Genomic DNA, 16424 nt, shown 5'->3' on the forward strand with positions numbered 1-16424 from the left:
AAAAAGATTCCAGCTATCATTTTTTGATAACTGGAATCTTTTTTAACTTCATAAGGGCTAGTTATGTCCCAGCCCCTAGAGGAAGCGTAAATCTGAGCATTTAGTGATAAGGACTGAGCGAATTTTGCTCCGTTTTTCTAATCATTTGTAATTTTATCGAATGACATGATTATGACTTTCTCATACTAAAGGGAGGAGGTCATGTCATGAGAGCATTGTTACTTTGTATCAGTTTCATCGTTATTTGGACAAATACTGTTTTTGCTACTGAAATAGCTGAACATAAAGCGATACGTTTAGAAAAAGTAGAAGTGGATCAATATGCACTTAATCAGATTGATCCTCTATTTATTGATGAAAATAAATTGCATCAATTGGTTGATGACTTAAAGAAAAAAATCTATAAAGCACCAAAAAATGCGACCATAGCAAAGAGTGGTAACATTATTTTAGAAAAACCTGGTATAACAATTGATGAAGATCAATTTTACATTCAATTTAAAAAAACGTTTTATGACGATAAAGCAGACGGGTTCCATATTCCTGTAGAGAAAGTGTATCCAAGAGTGGATAAAGCCCTATTAGAAGATATACGTACAAAGGAATTGGGGAATTATGTTACCTTTTATAAAAAGGGTAATGAAGAAAGGTCACATAATATTGCTCTAGCAGCTGAGGCAATAGATAATCACGTTGTATTTCCTGGAGAGATGTTTTCATTTAATAAAGTCGTAGGTGAACGCACCAAAAGTAGAGGATATAAACGTGCCCCTGTTATAGTAAAAGGTGAATTATCAGAAGATATTGGTGGAGGAATATGTCAAGTTTCATCAACACTGTTCAATGCGGTCGATTTAAAAGGTATTCAAATCGTTGAAAGATATGCACACAGTCGAAGCGTTCCCTATGTTCCCCCAGGTAGAGATGCAACGGTTAGTTGGTGGGGACCAGATTTCTCTTTCAAGAATATGTACAATGAACCGGTATTGATTCGAGCTCATGCTAGTAATGGAAAAATGTTAGTACGTATAACTTCATCAGATACAGTAGAGAATTTTACAGGTAGTTAGTGTGATGAATAGCAAAAGAAATGATCTCCAAGATTTTAGCTAGATCATGCCTTTCAAAACACCTTGACATACCTGGAAGCATCATATATGATTAGAACGAAATTGATAATCATTATCATTTACTAAACCAAGTCTACATAGATGATTTAGAGGAGTGATCTAGTTGAAGAAGCTTGCAATTATCTTATTGCTATTTTTGATAAGTTTGCTAGTTGCGTGTAATGATTCTTCTAATAAGGAGCAAGAAGAAAAAAACGGAGATTCTACATCTGACGCGCAAACAATTACAATTGAAGATGGTTTAGGTGAACAAACCCTTAAAGAAACACCTAAAAATATTGTTGTACTTGAATGGTCCTATGCTGAAGACCTATTGGCATTAGGTATACAGCCAGCAGGTGTGGCTGATTTGGACGGATTTCATCAATGGGTTAATATCGATGAAAAATTCGATGATAGTGTAGTCGATGTTGGGACACGTCAGGAGCCGAATCTCGAAGCGATTTCCAGATTAAATCCGGATCTAATAATCGGTGTTAAATTTAGACATGAACAAATTTTAGATAGTTTAAAAGAGATTGCACCAGTAGTTACGTTTGCACCATATAGTGAAGAAGCTGTACAGGATCATTATCAAAACATGATTAACGAATTTCAGACCGTCGCTAAAATTGTTAATAAAGAAAAAGAAGCCGAGCAAGTAATATCAAATCTTGAAAGCTTTACGGAGGAGCAAAAGCAACGTATAACAGAAGCGGGCATTGATGGTTCATCTTATATTGCAACTCAAGCATTTACTGCACAAAACACACCGACAATGAGACTATTCACGGACAATTCCATTGTTGCAAATGTAATGGAGAATTTAGGATTTACGAATGCTTATCAATCAGATAATATAGAAACATATGGTTATAGCGAAGTGACAGTAGAAGCATTACAGAATTATCAAGATGAAGAGAATCTTCAATTCCTATATATTGTTCAAGAAGAGGATAATATTTTTGAGAATCAGCTTAAAGGAAATCCAGTATGGGAAGATTTAAGCTTTGTAAAAGCAGGTAATACACATGCACTTCCTGGAAATACATGGACTTTTGGTGGTGTTCTTTCTACTCAAGTACTAACAGAACAGTTAGTCAATGCGATGGTAAAAGAGTGATTGCATGAATACATCTTTTAAAAATACGATGAGAGCGGTTCTTACCTTTGGAGGAGGAGCCGCACTTTTATGTATCCTAACGTTCTTACATATTAATCAAGGTAGTGTATCGATTCCTTTACATACAGTGATAGAAGCTATTTTTTCTCCTCAGGATATTTTAGAACATCATACCGTTCGTTATCTCCGGCTACCACGTGCAGCTATGGGAGTTATTGCTGGAGGAGCCTTAGCTGTTGCTGGGGTTGTTTTACAAACAGTAACGAAGAATCCTTTAGCATCCGCCAGCACTTTAGGTATACACTCTGGAACATATTTTTCAGTCGTTGTGGCAACTGTCTTTTTACCTGGTGCTTTGTTTGGGGGAGGTATGATCGTTGCCTTTATCGGTGGTATAATTACCTTTTTAATTGTTTATGTCTTATCCGGAGGGAATAGTGCAACACCTGTACGAATGGTATTGGCTGGCATGATCGTTACCTTTTTATTTTCTTCTCTAACAAGTGTATTGCAATTGTTTTATGAAAATGAAACAGCCGGCTTATTTCTATGGGGATCAGGGACGTTGGTTCAAAATGGTTGGGACGGGGTTCAATTTTCATTGCCCATTATAATAGTTGGTTTATTAGGAATTGCACTAGTTAGTATGAGATTAGATACGCTTTCCTTAGGAGATGACGTGGCAACCTCATTAGGGCAAAAGGTAGTGACAGTGAAGTTTATTTCCATTTTAGCAGCCGTTTTATTAACGTCAGTAACTGTAAGCGTAGTTGGGCCGATTGGATTCGTTGGTTTAATCGCGCCACATATCGTTAAATTGATTGGTTATCGTAGGCATATCCCATTATTCATTGCCTCATTTATTTGGGGTGGGAATGTCTTGCTGGCGGCAGATGTCGTGGCCCGTGTAATCGATCCATCGTTTTCAGAACTCCCTGTGGGGGCTATAACAGCTTTAATAGGTGCACCGTGGTTAATTTATTTAGTATTTCGTATGAAACAAACAAACTACAGTGGTGATTCAACTTCTATTATTCCAGGGAAGTCTACTATTGGTATTTCCATGAAAATTTTACTACCTGTGTTAATCGGGTTGATCACTTTAGGTATCCTAGTTAGTTTAGCTTCTGGAAATTATGGTTTTGAACCAATTGTATCATTCCAGGCTTTATTTGCTGGGGAAAATGAATTCATGAAAAATTTAATTCTTGATTTACGATTGCCACGTGCTTTGGTGGCTTTAGCTAGTGGAATGGTATTAGCAGTTAGTGGATTAATTTTTCAAGGTGTTCTCAGAAATCCGTTAGCTGATCCGTCTGTAATTGGAATAACTTCTGGAGCGGGTGTAGGTGCTCTATTGACGATGTATGTCTTTGGTGTATCAGCAATATGGATACCTGTGGGAGCTATGATTGGTTCTTTAGTATTCTTTATTTTCGTAATGTTATTTGCAATCCGTGCTCAATTCCAACCGACGATCTTAGCTTTATTAGGTATTGGTATTTCAGCTTTTGGTTCGGCAATTATTCAAATTCTTGTCGTTCGAGCAGAATTAGGTGTGGCAGGTGCATTGACGTGGTTATCAGGATCAACCTATGCGAAGGGTTGGGTAGAGTTATTTCGTTATCTTATTTGGCCAATCGTCTTATTATTCCCGCTGCTTCTAGTGCGAATCCGTTTGTTAGACACTCTAGCACTTGGGGATGAAACAGCAAAAGGATTAGGTCTTGGAGTGACGTCATCCCGATTTCAATTAGCGTTAATCGCTACTATTTTAGCTGCTTGCAGTGTTGCAGCAACTGGTACAATTGGTTTTGTTGGGCTAATTGCTCCTCATTTTGCGAGGTTGTTAGTAGGTCCTTCTAATACACGATTGTTACCAGTTACCATGCTTATAGGAGGACTTTTACTTGTCATTGCAGATTTATTAAGCAGGACGTTGTTAGCTCCAAATGAGATTCCTTCAGGCATTTTGGTGGCAATTATCGGCGCACCATATTTCTTATGGCTTATGAAGAAAAGAGCTTCTTAAAAAAAAGATCTATACTTCTTGTTGAAGCAGGAGCTTGTAAAGAAATCCCTTTGTTTCTTTACAAGCCTTTTTTTATAGTCTAAGAAATTATAAAATTAGCCCATATGGATATATGAGCGTGTAGAGCTGCGTCAAGCGCAAGCGCCCATAAACGATGCGACTTCACAGATAGCCCTAAGCTAAGTTATCATCGGCTCGCAAGCTCACCGTAATTCCTTTATCTTCGTTGACTCGCTCCAGTCGCTTGCACTTTTGTTCTGCCAATGTCGGGCTAAAATCACTCGCTTCCTATTGAAAAAAGTCCAAATCTCCTTAACAAATTAATGTAGTGAATATATTCTGCATAAAAAATGGCTGTCGAGACATTTTAACGACAGCCATTGTACTTTCTTGTTGAAGGTACTGCTTCAGACTACTATGCTTGCTTATGTGCTTCTATCTCAAAGTGAATTTTTACATCTTCACCAACTAGGACGCCACCTGTTTCTAATGCTGCGTTCCATGTTAGACCAAAATCCTTACGATTAATGGTAGTTTCTCCGCTAAAGCCCGCAACAATATTACCACTCATTGGATCTTTACTTTGACCTTCCATAACAACATTTAGCGTTACTAGTTTTTTCGTTCCACGAATCGCTAAATCACCTGTAATTTCATAATTATTTCCAGACTTTTTATGGATGTCGGTTGCAACAAATGTCATATTTGGGTGGTTTTCAACATCGAAAAAGTCAGCTGAACGTAAGTGATCGTCACGATCCTTATTACGCGTATCAATACTACCTACATCAATGGTAACTTCCAGCTTAGAACCTGTTAAATCATCCACATCAGCTTCAAATACCGCATTAAAATTATTAAATGAACCTTTTGCCTTTGAAATCATCATATGTTTTACTGAAAAACCAATCTCACTATGAACAGTGTCTATATTCCAAACAGTTTTACCCATGTAAATCCCTCCAATTATTAAATTTATCACTTTAATTACTTTATGTAACTTAGTATAAAATAATAAATTAATGTTGTCAAGTAACAATTTTAGAACCTATTTCAGTACTGGTTTTCCCTAATAGATAAAGATAAAACACGATGTAGACTATAGCGTGATTTACTCTAAAGCCGTTCCAAATAAAGGAATAAATGAAAATACTAATAGTAGGTAGATATGTTAAAAAATCTTAATGGATGAAAAACGTCCATCGTTGGAGGGGGGATTAAAATGGATAAAGGGACAATAGCTAGAACCATCGCACTCGTAATTGCCTTAACAAATCAATTTTTAGTTATTTTTGGAAGGTCGCCATTACCAATAGATAGTGAACTGCTTGAGAACACAGTATCAGCAATTTTTACAATCGTTACCTCATTAATAGCGTGGTTTAAGAATAATTACGTTACAAGTATAGGGATGAAGCAAAAGCAGCTAATTAAGGAAAATGGGCTAACATCAGCAAGTAAAAGAAAAAAGAAAAGTTAAGTTAATGTAGCAGTGGGAATATCCTTCCCACTGTATTACATGAGATTATTAGAACAATTGTTTTTCTAATGAAAATATTCTTATTTTTGTTATAATATGTAGTTAGGGTGATTAATTTAATTTTAAATAGAGGGGCGATTTAATGGAACAGACGTTACATCCTACATGGGATCTAGACGTGATTTTTCCCGGAGGTAGTGACTCAAAAGCATTTCATACATATTTACAATCCACACAGGAAGAAATGAAAAACCTTTTTAACACGGTATCTTACTTTTCTCCTAAGCAACGAGACGGAGATAAAGAAACATTAGTGTTACTTATTAAACAATTGGAAGCAACGATGAAGAAAGTAAGAGAAGCATTTGCTTTTATAAGCTGTTTAAGTGCACAGAATCTTAAAGACGAGAAAGCAAATTTATTAGTCAGTAGACGCCATGAAATAAAAGCCGAAATGGATACGATTCAAACGACATTTGAACAAAAACTAGTCGACATTCCTGACATAGTATGGGACCAACTTGTAAAAAGTGAGGATTTAGTTGATGTAGCATATGTGTTAGAAGAGTTTAGAAATCATGCAAAAGAACAATTGGTGCGAGATCAAGAGGTTCTTATCAATGATCTGGCAATTGATGGATATCACGCTTGGGGACAAATGTACGATGTGATTATAGGAAATATGAGTGTAGATATGGTAGAGGATGGGGAAACGAAAAGCTATTCTATTGGGCAGGCTACAAATAAACTAACACACCCAAACCGTTCATATCGTAAGCAAGTGTTTCAACAGCTAGATAAAGCTTGGAAGAATAACGCTAGTTTATTTGGTCAAACATTAAACCACCTAGCTGGCTTTCGTTTACAAACATATAAGCATAGAAATTGGAATGAAGTTTTGCAAGAACCATTGGCTTTGAACCGTATGAGAAAAGAAACATTAGATGCGATGTGGACTGCAATAAAAAAATATAAGCATCCCTTTGTAGAGTATCTTATGAACAAGGCCAAACTACTTGGACTTAACAAACTAAGTATTTATGATGTTGGAGCACCAGTAAACAAAGTGGTTAAGACTTCGTCGTTTGAAGAAGGGGCTGACTTTATTGTCGAACATTTTAATCAGTTTAGTCCCCAAATGGCTGATTTTGCGAAAATGGCCTTTGAAAATAGGTGGATTGAGGCTGAGGATCGTCCAAATAAGCGTCCGGGAGGATTTTGTACAAGTTTCCCTGATAGTAAGCAAACACGCATTTTTATGACTTATTCAGGTACTTCATCTAATATTGCAACGTTAGCTCATGAGTTAGGGCATGCTTATCATCAACATGTAATGAATGATGTAAATGGACTTAATCAACGGTATGCAATGAATGTTGCTGAAACAGCGTCAACATTTGCTGAAATGGTTGTTGCAGATGCGTCGGTAAAAAGCGCACGTTCGATTGCGGAAAAGAAAAGTTTATTAGAGGATAAGATTCAGCGGAGCATTGCTTTTTTTATGAATATACATTCCCGTTTTATCTTTGAAAGGCGTTTTTATGAAGAAAGGAAACAAGGATTAGTGCCAGTGAAAAGATTAAACGATTTGATGATAGAAGCACAGAAAGAGGCATATTGTGATGCATTATCGGAGTATGATCCTAATTTTTGGGCATCTAAATTACATTTTCACATAACAAGGGTGCCATTTTACAATTTCCCTTATACATTTGGTTATCTTTTCAGTCTAGGTATCTATGCAAAAGCACAAGAAAACGAAGATAGTTTTGAAGATGCATATATTTCGCTTTTAAGGGATACTGGTCGCATGAACGTAGAGGATCTTGCTAAAAAACATTTGGATACAGATTTAACTAAGCCTGAATTCTGGGAAGCTGCTATTCAATTATGTGTCAATGATGTTGACGAATATCTTTCGTTGTAACGCTGTTGTGTTTTTACGATATGTCATGTACAATACTTGTAGTAAATAGGCAGTGAAAAGTAGTTTCTTATTTATTCCACATGTAACTGATAGTAAGAACCCCACTTCAAGGAATAAAGTGAAACCATTATTGGTAAGTGGGGGAATCGACTGCCGGTAAATGTCTGATTAGTTTATCTCTCAATCAGAGGTATAAACAAAAACCCCCACTGATTGAAGTTTCACTAAACAGTAAGACAAAAGAAGCAAATATAAGTTAGAAGCCTACAGGGGGAGCCAATTGGCTGAGAGTGAACATAACTGTTCTTACCCTTTGAACCTGTTAGTTAGTACTAGCGTAGGGATGGTGGCTTTTTTGATGGACAGAAAAGTAATGTGAGCAGATTCCCCATCAGGAAGTCTTCCCCTTGGCATTGCTTTTTTTGTATGGATAAGTTACTTAACTGCATAAAAAAGGGGAGGAGAAAGATATGAGGAGCACATTATTTTTAGTAGAAGTAGCCATTTTTGCAGCTTTTGCATTTTTATTGGATTTTATACCATTTTTATCATTTAAGGTTTGGGCTCAAGGTGGCTCCATATCCTTTGCGATGATACCGATTTTTATTGTCGCATTTCGCTGGGGGGTCAAGGGCGGTTTATTAGCTGGATTGCTGTTGGGAGGATTACAATTATTATTTGGGCCAACAGTCTTCGTACCCCTACAAGGGTTCTTAGATTATATTGTTGCGTTTACCGTATTAGGTTTTGCAGGAATTTTTGCAAAACCTGTCCAAGCAGCAGTTAAAGAAGGAAAAACGAAAATAAGCCTATATTATATTGCTGTAGGCGTGTTTTTAGGATCAGCTTTACGCTTTTTAGCCCATTTCACTGGAGGGATTGTATTCTTTGGTGAATTTGCGCCAGAAGGTCAGCCTGTATGGTTATACTCGTTGCTATATAACGGGTCGTACATGTTACCTGGCTTTATATTAAGTACGGTTCTTGTGTTCTTTTTATTTCAAAAACAACCACGTACACTATTACGTATGTCCGCTTAATCTAGAAGTTTTCCTCATAATAAACATACGAAGATTAGTGGGTAGTTATTGACTCGAGGATTTTGCCCACTATTTTCTATTTAGTAGTTTAGAGTTATAGTGAGAGGTGAAAGCAAGCTTAATCAATTGCGGCAATTATTATCGAGACTGATAAAATGATTATTCAGAGTAAGAAATATTTTGTTTTTTCCCAAGCTCTTTATTATCTTTATGTCATAACAAAAGCGCATTAGAAACGTAGCGACTGGAGCTAGTCAGCTCGTAGGGCGGGCGATTGTGAAGTCACATCGTTTCTGGGCGCTGGAGCTGGACGCGGCTCAACACGCCCCTATTTATCCAAATGGGTAAATTTTATATTTTCTTCCTAGACTATGAGAAAAGCTGCTTCACCCAATTAGAATTGGTGAAACAGCATTGATAACTTGCCTATCATAAGCAAGTTATCTTTTTCTTACTGACAGATTAAAACGTTTAATTATGAAAAACTACTGTATAGTAGAGATTTATGCTTTTATTGTAAATACCTATTAACTTCCTCATGGTTAGTTACAATCAAGAGTACTTTTCCTTCATCCATATCTTCCTCATAGTTTTCAGCTTCTGCTTGAGAGAATCCTATTTCGGTTAATTTCGTTCTTAGTTCATCACCTTGTGTACTAAAAAGATTACCAACGGCATGTCCAATATCCATTTCCCTTATTCCTATGGTATTCGCATCCGCACCATCAGCTATTCGGTTTGTTCGATCATCATCATGGGATAAAACATACACATCTTCTTTATGAATACCTTTATCCTTTAGTATTTGAATAGCTTCCTTTAATTGCTGATCATTTGTATATTCTTTTATAAATGGTTTCATTAAAATTACCTCCTTATCAATCTTTCATTATTATCATACCCAACGCTAGAAGAACTAAACATGTACGAATTGCATAGGCTATAGCACATCCATTGGAGAGGAAGAGGTTGGCGTGGAGCTTTCAATATCCCATATTTTATATGGTTTGTTTACCTTACTAATTATAGGCACAATGGTCATGCGGAAGGGGATCGTATTACCAACGTTATTTGGTACATTTATTATTGCGTGGGTTTATAAAGGTAGTCTAATTGCTGGATTTACCGCAATATTTCATGCAAATCTTGTAGCAGCACAAGAACTATTTAGTATTTTTTTAATCATCACCTTTATGCTTGCGTTATTAAATTCATTACGTGATTTAGGTGCAGATAAACGAATGATTCAGCCAATACAAAAAATAATGGTAAATGGTCATATATCTTATTTTGTTTTAGTTATTGCTACCTATTTGATATCTCTATTCTTTTGGCCAACACCAGCAGTACCCCTAATATGTGCGCTTTTGGTACCCGCTGCAATCCGAGCAGGTCTACCAGCAATTACGGCTGCAGTAGCAATAGCAATAGCTGGTCAAGGAATGGCACTTTCCTCTGATTATATTGTGCAAGTTGCCCCCAATTTATCTGCTATCTCAGCAGGAGTAGAAACAGCTGTGGTTGCCGATCAAGCACTTATTTTGTCACTTATAACAGGTGGTATTGCTATTATGCTTGCTTATATAATGTATCGAAAAACAATTCGATCGAAGGAGGATGTGCGAAACAACATAGAACTTGAAAACATTCAAACAACAAAGGAGTATACACAAAGTCAACATACGAATGAACTACGTGTATGGAGTAAATTATTTGCTATTCTTGTTCCTCTGGCATTAACTGGCGTCGTTAGTTACATGGTTTATGAAAAGCTTAATACAGGAAGAATGAGCGGATTAGAAGGAGGAGATGGAGCAGCATTTATTGGTGGTGTTGCAGTTATCTTGCTATTATTATCAACCATTGCATTTCGTAGGCAGCATGCGCTCGATTATATAACAACACATATAACAGATGGATTTGTTTTTGCTTTTAAGGCAATGGGTCCGGTTATTCCAATTGCTGGATTTTTCTTTTTAGGTAGTTCAGACTTTGCAGGAGCTATTTTAGGTATGGAGGAGCGTGCACCTGCATTCCTATTTGATCTCGTTCAATCGACTCAGGAATATCTTCCACAAAGTGCATTGTTAGCCGGATTCAGCGTTTTGCTTATTGGTATTATTACAGGGCTTGATGGCTCTGGTTTTTCAGGGCTTCCACTTACTGGTTCTCTAGCGGCATCATTACAAAACGGTTCCATTGATGCAACCACCCTTGCAGCAATAGGGCAAATGGGTTCGATATGGACTGGTGGTGGTACGCTCGTTGCATGGTCTTCTTTAATCGCTATCGCTGGTTTTTGTGGTGTATCGGTAATGGAATTAGTACGTAAAAACTTTATACCTGTTATCGTAGGATTAGTCATTACAACAATTGTAGCTGTAGTTATTTTATCCCGCATATAACTGGCAGTAAGCCCCCACTTCAAGCAATAAAGTGAACCCAAAATGGATAAGTGGGGGGTCAACTGCCAGTAAATGTCCGATTGGTTCACCTAACCATCCGTGGGGGATAAACAACCTCCTCCACGGATGGAAGTTTCACTTTATCCCGCATATAACTGGCAGTAAGCCCCCACTTCAAGCAATAAAGTGAACCCAATATAGGTAAGAGGGAGATCAACTGCTAGTAAATGTCCGATTGGTTCAAAGGCCTTTAGGTCATACTCTTGTGGTACTAACAATCAGTAGGGGATAAACAACCTCCCCACGGATTGAAGTTTCACGTTTTATAAATTGTATGAATGGACTCAAATAAAAAGGTGGTCCCTTATTAAATATCCTTCCTGTATAAATAAGGGATTACCTTTTAAACCATACATAAGGGTCAATGAATCATGTAAAAGCAGAAAGACAGTACTAAAATAAAGCGTATTCACATATTCTCATACAGATACGTCTTTAAAAAATTACGTGCTAAAATTGGACGGGTCTTTATTTGATAAAGGGAGGGATAAAGAAGTGTCAGGTATTTTAGTTGCATTAATAGGTATGATCGTTTTTGCATTAGGTTATCGCTACTATTCGCGTTTTGTAGCGGAAAAAATTTTTAAACTTGATCCAACCTATGTGACACCAGCACATCGTTACAGTGATGGAGTGGACTTTGTTCCTACAAATAAATTCGTACTATGGGGGCATCATTTTACTTCGGTTGCTGGTGCTGCACCAATATTGGGTCCGGCAATTGCCGTTTATTGGGGATGGCTGCCAGCTTTCCTGTGGGTAATACTTGGAACTGTATTTGCTGCGGGTGTGCATGATTTTGGAACATTGGTCTTGTCAGTGCGAAATAAAGGTCAATCTGTAGGTACATTAGCACATCGTTTAATTGGTCAACGAGCGAAGATACTGTTTTTATTTATCATTTTAATTCTAGTGTTAATGGTCAATGCGGTATTTGCATGGGTAATTTCAAATTTATTTATATCTTACCCAGCAAGTGTGCTTCCTGTATTTATTCAAATCCCATTAGCTATCTGGATCGGTTATGCTGTATATAAACGAAACAGAAAAATGCTTATTCCATCCGTGTTAGCATTAGCAATTATGTATTTAACTGCAATTGTTGCTAGTAAGGTAGAATTTCTTCAAATTGATCTCGTTCATTATATGGGTGGTGAAGCTGGAGCTGGTTTATTTGGTTTAGGAGCGGTTTCTTCGGCATTTCTGATTTGGATCGTCATTTTGATGATTTATGTCTATATTGCCTCAACACTTCCGGTTTGGAAATTATTACAGCCACGAGATTTTATTAATTCACATCAGCTTGTAGTGGGACTAGGAATTCTTTACTTAGGATTATTATTTACAAATCCAGAAATAACTGCTCCAGCTACGAATGCTAACCCGGATACACCTTGGCTTCCCTTATTATTTATTACGATAGCATGCGGGGCTATTTCAGGGTTTCATGGACTTGTTTCATCAGGAACATCGTCAAAGCAATTGAATAGGGAAACAGATGCAAGATTTGTAGGCTACTTAGGAGCAGTAGGTGAAGGAATATTAGCATTAGTATCGATTATTGCTGTTGCTACTTTTTTTGCTAGTACCGATGAATTTATGGCTACCTATAGCAGCTTCTCTGATGCCAATGCTTCTGGACTTGCTACCTTTGTTGAAGGGGCCGCTGTTCTGGCAGGGGGACTTGCCATTCCTCCAGATGTAGCAGTTACGATTGTATCAATTATTGTCGTTAGTTTCGCAGCTACGACTTTAGATACTTCTGTTCGACTCATGCGTTACATCATTGCTGAATTAGGTAGTGAGTATAATCTTCCAGTGTTAACACGGACACATGTGGCAACAACTGTGGCAGTTGCATCGAGTGCTGCGCTTGTATTATTACCAGAAGGTCCGAAAGGATTTGGGTCTGGAGGTTATCAACTTTGGCCACTATTTGGTACAGCCAATCAGTTACTGGCAGGGATTAGTTTGATGCTTATCGCAGTTTGGTTGAAACGATTAGGGCGAAACTATGCAGTTGTATTCATACCAATGGTGTTCTTAATGTTTATGACACTTTATGCGATGTTCCAGCAGGTTTTATTTGAATGGTCGTGGTTAGGCTCATCTCCTGATATATTATTATTTATTTTTGGTGCAATTATCTTTATATTTGCACTTTGGATAAGTATAACTGCATTCTCTGTATTGAGAGGAAACGATGGGAAACCATTGGATGATGACAATTAATGAAGGGCGTGTCTTCTATAAAAAATCGCCTAGATTAAAGTAACTGGAATATACGAGACATCTGTTGGAAGCGTGAGCGTGTGTGTGTGAATCCTCTGAAGAGAGATTGCAGGAGAGCCTAGCAGTTAGAAGGGAATACAATTCAGTCATGTTGGAAAAGGGCTAGTTTTTATCCCACATATAACTGGCAGTAAGACCCCCACTTCAAGCAATCAAGTAAAAACAACATAGGTAAGTGAGGGATTGACTGCCAGTAAATGTCCGATGGCTTCAAAGGTCTTTAGGTCATACCCTTGTGGTACTGATCCCATTCGTGGGGGATAAACAAAACCTCCACTGATTGAAGTTTCACTTTTTGACAGCCCCTTTTTCGGTGAAGGAGTGATTACATGTTTAAACATTGGAAGCGGTGCATTCAATGGTATGAGGAAATGATTAGCATGCCCCATCGTCAAGAAATCGCCCGAGAACTTAGGCAAGAAGATGATGTGTTTCTCTTACTACTATATTCAGAAATGATTGGCATTCCTAATCCAGTCTACTATTATACATTAGAACTCTATCCGTACATAGTGGAGAATTTTCATGATTGGCATTTACGAATGGGGATGGAAAAATCACCTTTATCCGGTATTCGGTGCTGTTAATAAAAATCAAAAGGAGATTCAAATGGCAACGTTACTAAATAAGATTGTATTTATTGGCGGAAAAGGGGGAGTGGGTAAATCTACATCTGCAGCAGCACTTGCATGGGAAGCTGCAAGATTAAACAAGAAAACTTTGCTTATTTCTACAGACCCTGCTCATAATCTAGGAGATATTTTCAAACGGGAAATTGGCGGGCAAATAACCCAAATCACTAGATTATTATCTGCTATCGAAATTGATCCTGAAAAAGAAACGAACAACTATATAATGGGTGTAAAGGAAAATATTAAAAATATGATGCATGCTGGGATGATTGAAGAAGTGAATCGGCAATTAGATACAGCTAAAGCTTCTCCTGGTGCAGATGAATCAGCGTTATTTAACAAACTTATTTCTATAATTATTGATGAACAGGATCATTATGATCATTTAATAGTTGACACAGCACCTACTGGTCATACCATACGACTTCTTACCCTTCCTGAACTTATGGGCATTTGGATAGATGGATTATTACAGCGAAGGAGGAAAACAAATCAGAATTATAGTCAGCTTTTAAATGATGGCGATCCTGTCGAAGATCCAATATATGATGTACTTAGCCAACGACAGAAGCGTTTTTCTAAGGCTAGAGAACTGCTTTTAGATCAAGCTAATACAAGCTTTATATTTGTTCTCAACCCGGAGCGGCTACCGATTGTGGAAACAAAGAAAGCAATTCAATTACTTGAAAAATATCATTTACATGTGAAAACATTAATCATAAATAAATTGTTACCAGAGCAAGCTGATGGTGAATTTTTGATACAACGTAAGGAATATGAGCAAAAGTATGTACATCAGATCGAATGTACATTTCCTAGCCAGGAAAAGATCTATGTTCCGTTATTTTCTCATGATATTATAGATATACAGCAACTAGAATTATTTGGTTCATACTATCAAAAGCACGATTTACTATTTAGCTAGCAATGGTAATACATGTGTAGAAGGGGAGAAGCGACTAATGATGAAGGGTTTTGTACATGAAGATGAAAAACTGTTAATACGTGAAATGAGTGTCCCAGTCCCAAAAGGCACTGAGGTAGTAGTTTCTTTAAAAACAGCAGGATTAAACCGCCGTGATTTGTATATTCCTAACCGAAGAAAAGGAAAGAAAGAGCCTTTAATATTAGGATCAGATGGAGCAGGTATAGTTGAGCAGGTAGGTGATGAAGTAGACCATTTTCAACCAGGTGATGAGGTTATTATCAATCCTGCATTACGATGGGAGGCTAATAGTGACGCTCCACCTCAGGGATTTGACATTTTAGGTATGCCTGATCATGGTACGTTCGCTGAAAAGATTGCCATAGACGCAGCGCAATTAGAAGACAAGCCACAACATCTTTCCTGGGAAGAAGCCGGCGTTTTAGCGCTTTCTGGATTAACAGGATATCGCGCATTAGTCACAAAGGGACAAATAAAGAAAGGCGAAACTATATTTATTACGGGGGCTGGTAGTGGCGTATCAACATTTATTATTTCCTTTGCAAAGAATATGGGAGCAAAGGTTATTGTAACGTCTCGAAGTGAAAAGAAATTACAGCAGGCAAAAGCATTGGGAGCAGATATTACGCTCAGTAATGATGTTAATTGGACGGAGGCTTTAGCCGATGAAACGGTTGACCTTGTTATAGATAGTGTTGGACGGGCAACCTTTCAACGTTCATTAGAAGTATTAAGAAAAGGAGGGAGAATGGTAGTTTTTGGAGCAACTACAGAAGACATGATTCATCTGAATTTGCGGGAATTCTTTTATGGTCAATATCAATTACTAGGTTCGACGATGGGGAGTAGAGAGGAGCTTCGTGCTATGCTTAATCATATTGTGCAATATAATGTACACCCAATCGTAGATAGCACGTTCTCATTGTCAAATATTCAAAAGGCGTTTGATCATTTAGAGGAAAACAAGCAGTTTGGTAAAATAGCGATTAACCTTACGTAAATAGGGAATAAATCGTAACTATTAAAAAACAGGCTTGCAATATGCTGCGAGCCTGTTTTTTAATAGTCTAGGAAATGAAGGAAATTATAAATTTAGCCCATGTGGATAAATGGGTGTGTTGAGCACGTCTAGCTCCAGCGCCAGAAACGAGGCGGCTTTACGAATTACCGCCCTAATCTAAGTCATCATCGTCTCGCAAGCACACCGTGATTCCTTTACATCCGTTGACTCGCAATAGTCGCTACGTTTCTAATCGGGCACTTCGCTTTTGTTCTAAGTTAAGAAAGTATAAAATCAGTGCAATGACTGCGTTAAGCGAAGTAGTTATTTTGAAATGTTTGATGTATATTGGCAATGCTCCGACTAATTACTTCGCTT

15 protein-coding genes and 1 riboswitch are annotated in these 16424 nt (G+C 37.5%); of the genes, 11 read left to right on the plus strand and 4 right to left on the minus strand.

From position 1 onward, the window contains the following. Positions 1–206 precede the first annotated feature (206 nt). From Q1A47_RS16610 to Q1A47_RS16620, 3 genes are all read left to right on the plus strand, one after another. The gene (locus tag Q1A47_RS16610) at positions 207–1070 is read left to right on the plus strand and encodes a VanW family protein (RefSeq protein WP_166530393.1); all 864 of its coding nucleotides are present in this window, start codon (positions 207–209) and stop codon (positions 1068–1070) included. Positions 1071–1233: 163 nt separating this feature from the next. Beyond that, positions 1234–2232: an ABC transporter substrate-binding protein gene (locus tag Q1A47_RS16615; RefSeq protein WP_166530394.1), complete on the plus strand. Its 999-nt coding sequence runs from the start codon at positions 1234–1236 to the stop codon at positions 2230–2232. Positions 2233–2236: 4 nt separating this feature from the next. Beyond that, positions 2237–4264 (plus strand): iron ABC transporter permease, encoded by a 2028-nt coding sequence (locus Q1A47_RS16620; RefSeq protein WP_026680704.1) that lies wholly within the window; start codon positions 2237–2239, stop codon positions 4262–4264. Between the two features lie 415 nt (positions 4265–4679). On the opposite strand, the gene Q1A47_RS16625 is transcribed toward Q1A47_RS16620, so the two are convergent. After that, positions 4680–5216: a YceI family protein gene (locus tag Q1A47_RS16625; RefSeq protein ID WP_026680705.1), complete on the minus strand. Its 537-nt coding sequence runs from the start codon at positions 5214–5216 to the stop codon at positions 4680–4682. A gap of 270 nt (positions 5217–5486) precedes the next feature. On the opposite strand from Q1A47_RS16625, the gene Q1A47_RS16630 reads away from it, so the two are divergent. The 3 genes from Q1A47_RS16630 to thiT all read left to right on the plus strand — a co-directional run bounded on the left by Q1A47_RS16630 (position 5487) and on the right by thiT (position 8711). After that, entirely contained in the window at positions 5487–5744 is a 258-nt protein-coding gene (locus tag Q1A47_RS16630) for a phage holin (protein ID WP_121605015.1), read from the plus strand. Positions 5745–5886: 142 nt separating this feature from the next. Next, complete coding sequence (locus Q1A47_RS16635; RefSeq protein ID WP_026680707.1) at positions 5887–7671, plus strand: M3 family oligoendopeptidase; 1785 nt, start codon at positions 5887–5889, stop codon at positions 7669–7671. 259 nt (positions 7672–7930) lie between these two features. Then, positions 7931–8033: riboswitch (TPP riboswitch) on the plus strand. Positions 8034–8141: 108 nt separating this feature from the next. Further along, positions 8142–8711, plus strand: a complete 570-nt coding sequence (gene thiT / locus Q1A47_RS16640) for an energy-coupled thiamine transporter ThiT (RefSeq protein WP_166530395.1) — start codon at positions 8142–8144, stop codon at positions 8709–8711. Between the two features lie 511 nt (positions 8712–9222). Here the strand turns inward: thiT and Q1A47_RS16645 are convergent. Continuing rightward, positions 9223–9573: a general stress protein gene (locus tag Q1A47_RS16645; RefSeq protein ID WP_026680709.1), complete on the minus strand. Its 351-nt coding sequence runs from the start codon at positions 9571–9573 to the stop codon at positions 9223–9225. A gap of 112 nt (positions 9574–9685) precedes the next feature. Between Q1A47_RS16645 and Q1A47_RS16650 the strand changes: the two genes are divergently transcribed. Next, the gene (locus Q1A47_RS16650) at positions 9686–11116 is read left to right on the plus strand and encodes a hypothetical protein (RefSeq protein WP_166530396.1); all 1431 of its coding nucleotides are present in this window, start codon (positions 9686–9688) and stop codon (positions 11114–11116) included. Here the strand turns inward: Q1A47_RS16650 and Q1A47_RS16655 are convergent. After that, complete coding sequence (locus Q1A47_RS16655; protein WP_299632505.1) at positions 11102–11230, minus strand: hypothetical protein; 129 nt, start codon at positions 11228–11230, stop codon at positions 11102–11104. The two genes, Q1A47_RS16650 and Q1A47_RS16655, sit on opposite strands and share 15 nt — an antisense overlap. Positions 11231–11256: 26 nt before the next feature. Continuing rightward, entirely contained in the window at positions 11257–11394 is a 138-nt protein-coding gene (locus Q1A47_RS16660) for a hypothetical protein (protein ID WP_162986402.1), read from the minus strand. 277 nt (positions 11395–11671) lie between these two features. Between Q1A47_RS16660 and Q1A47_RS16665 the strand changes: the two genes are divergently transcribed. The 4 genes from Q1A47_RS16665 (at position 11672) to Q1A47_RS16680 (ending at position 16046) form a co-directional block, all read left to right on the plus strand. Next, complete coding sequence (locus Q1A47_RS16665) at positions 11672–13408, plus strand: carbon starvation protein A (RefSeq protein ID WP_166530397.1); 1737 nt, start codon at positions 11672–11674, stop codon at positions 13406–13408. Positions 13409–13797: 389 nt separating this feature from the next. Then, complete coding sequence (locus tag Q1A47_RS16670) at positions 13798–14055, plus strand: cory-CC-star protein (RefSeq protein ID WP_121605020.1); 258 nt, start codon at positions 13798–13800, stop codon at positions 14053–14055. 22 nt (positions 14056–14077) lie between these two features. Further along, positions 14078–15025: an ArsA family ATPase gene (locus Q1A47_RS16675; protein ID WP_166530408.1), complete on the plus strand. Its 948-nt coding sequence runs from the start codon at positions 14078–14080 to the stop codon at positions 15023–15025. Between the two features lie 40 nt (positions 15026–15065). Further along, positions 15066–16046 (plus strand): zinc-binding dehydrogenase, encoded by a 981-nt coding sequence (locus Q1A47_RS16680; RefSeq protein ID WP_026680714.1) that lies wholly within the window; start codon positions 15066–15068, stop codon positions 16044–16046. Positions 16047–16424: the final 378 nt, after the last annotated feature.

Origin of the sequence: uncultured Virgibacillus sp., assembly GCF_947495635.1 — a bacterium.
GTDB classification, from domain to species: domain Bacteria; phylum Bacillota; class Bacilli; order Bacillales; family Amphibacillaceae; genus Virgibacillus; species Virgibacillus salarius.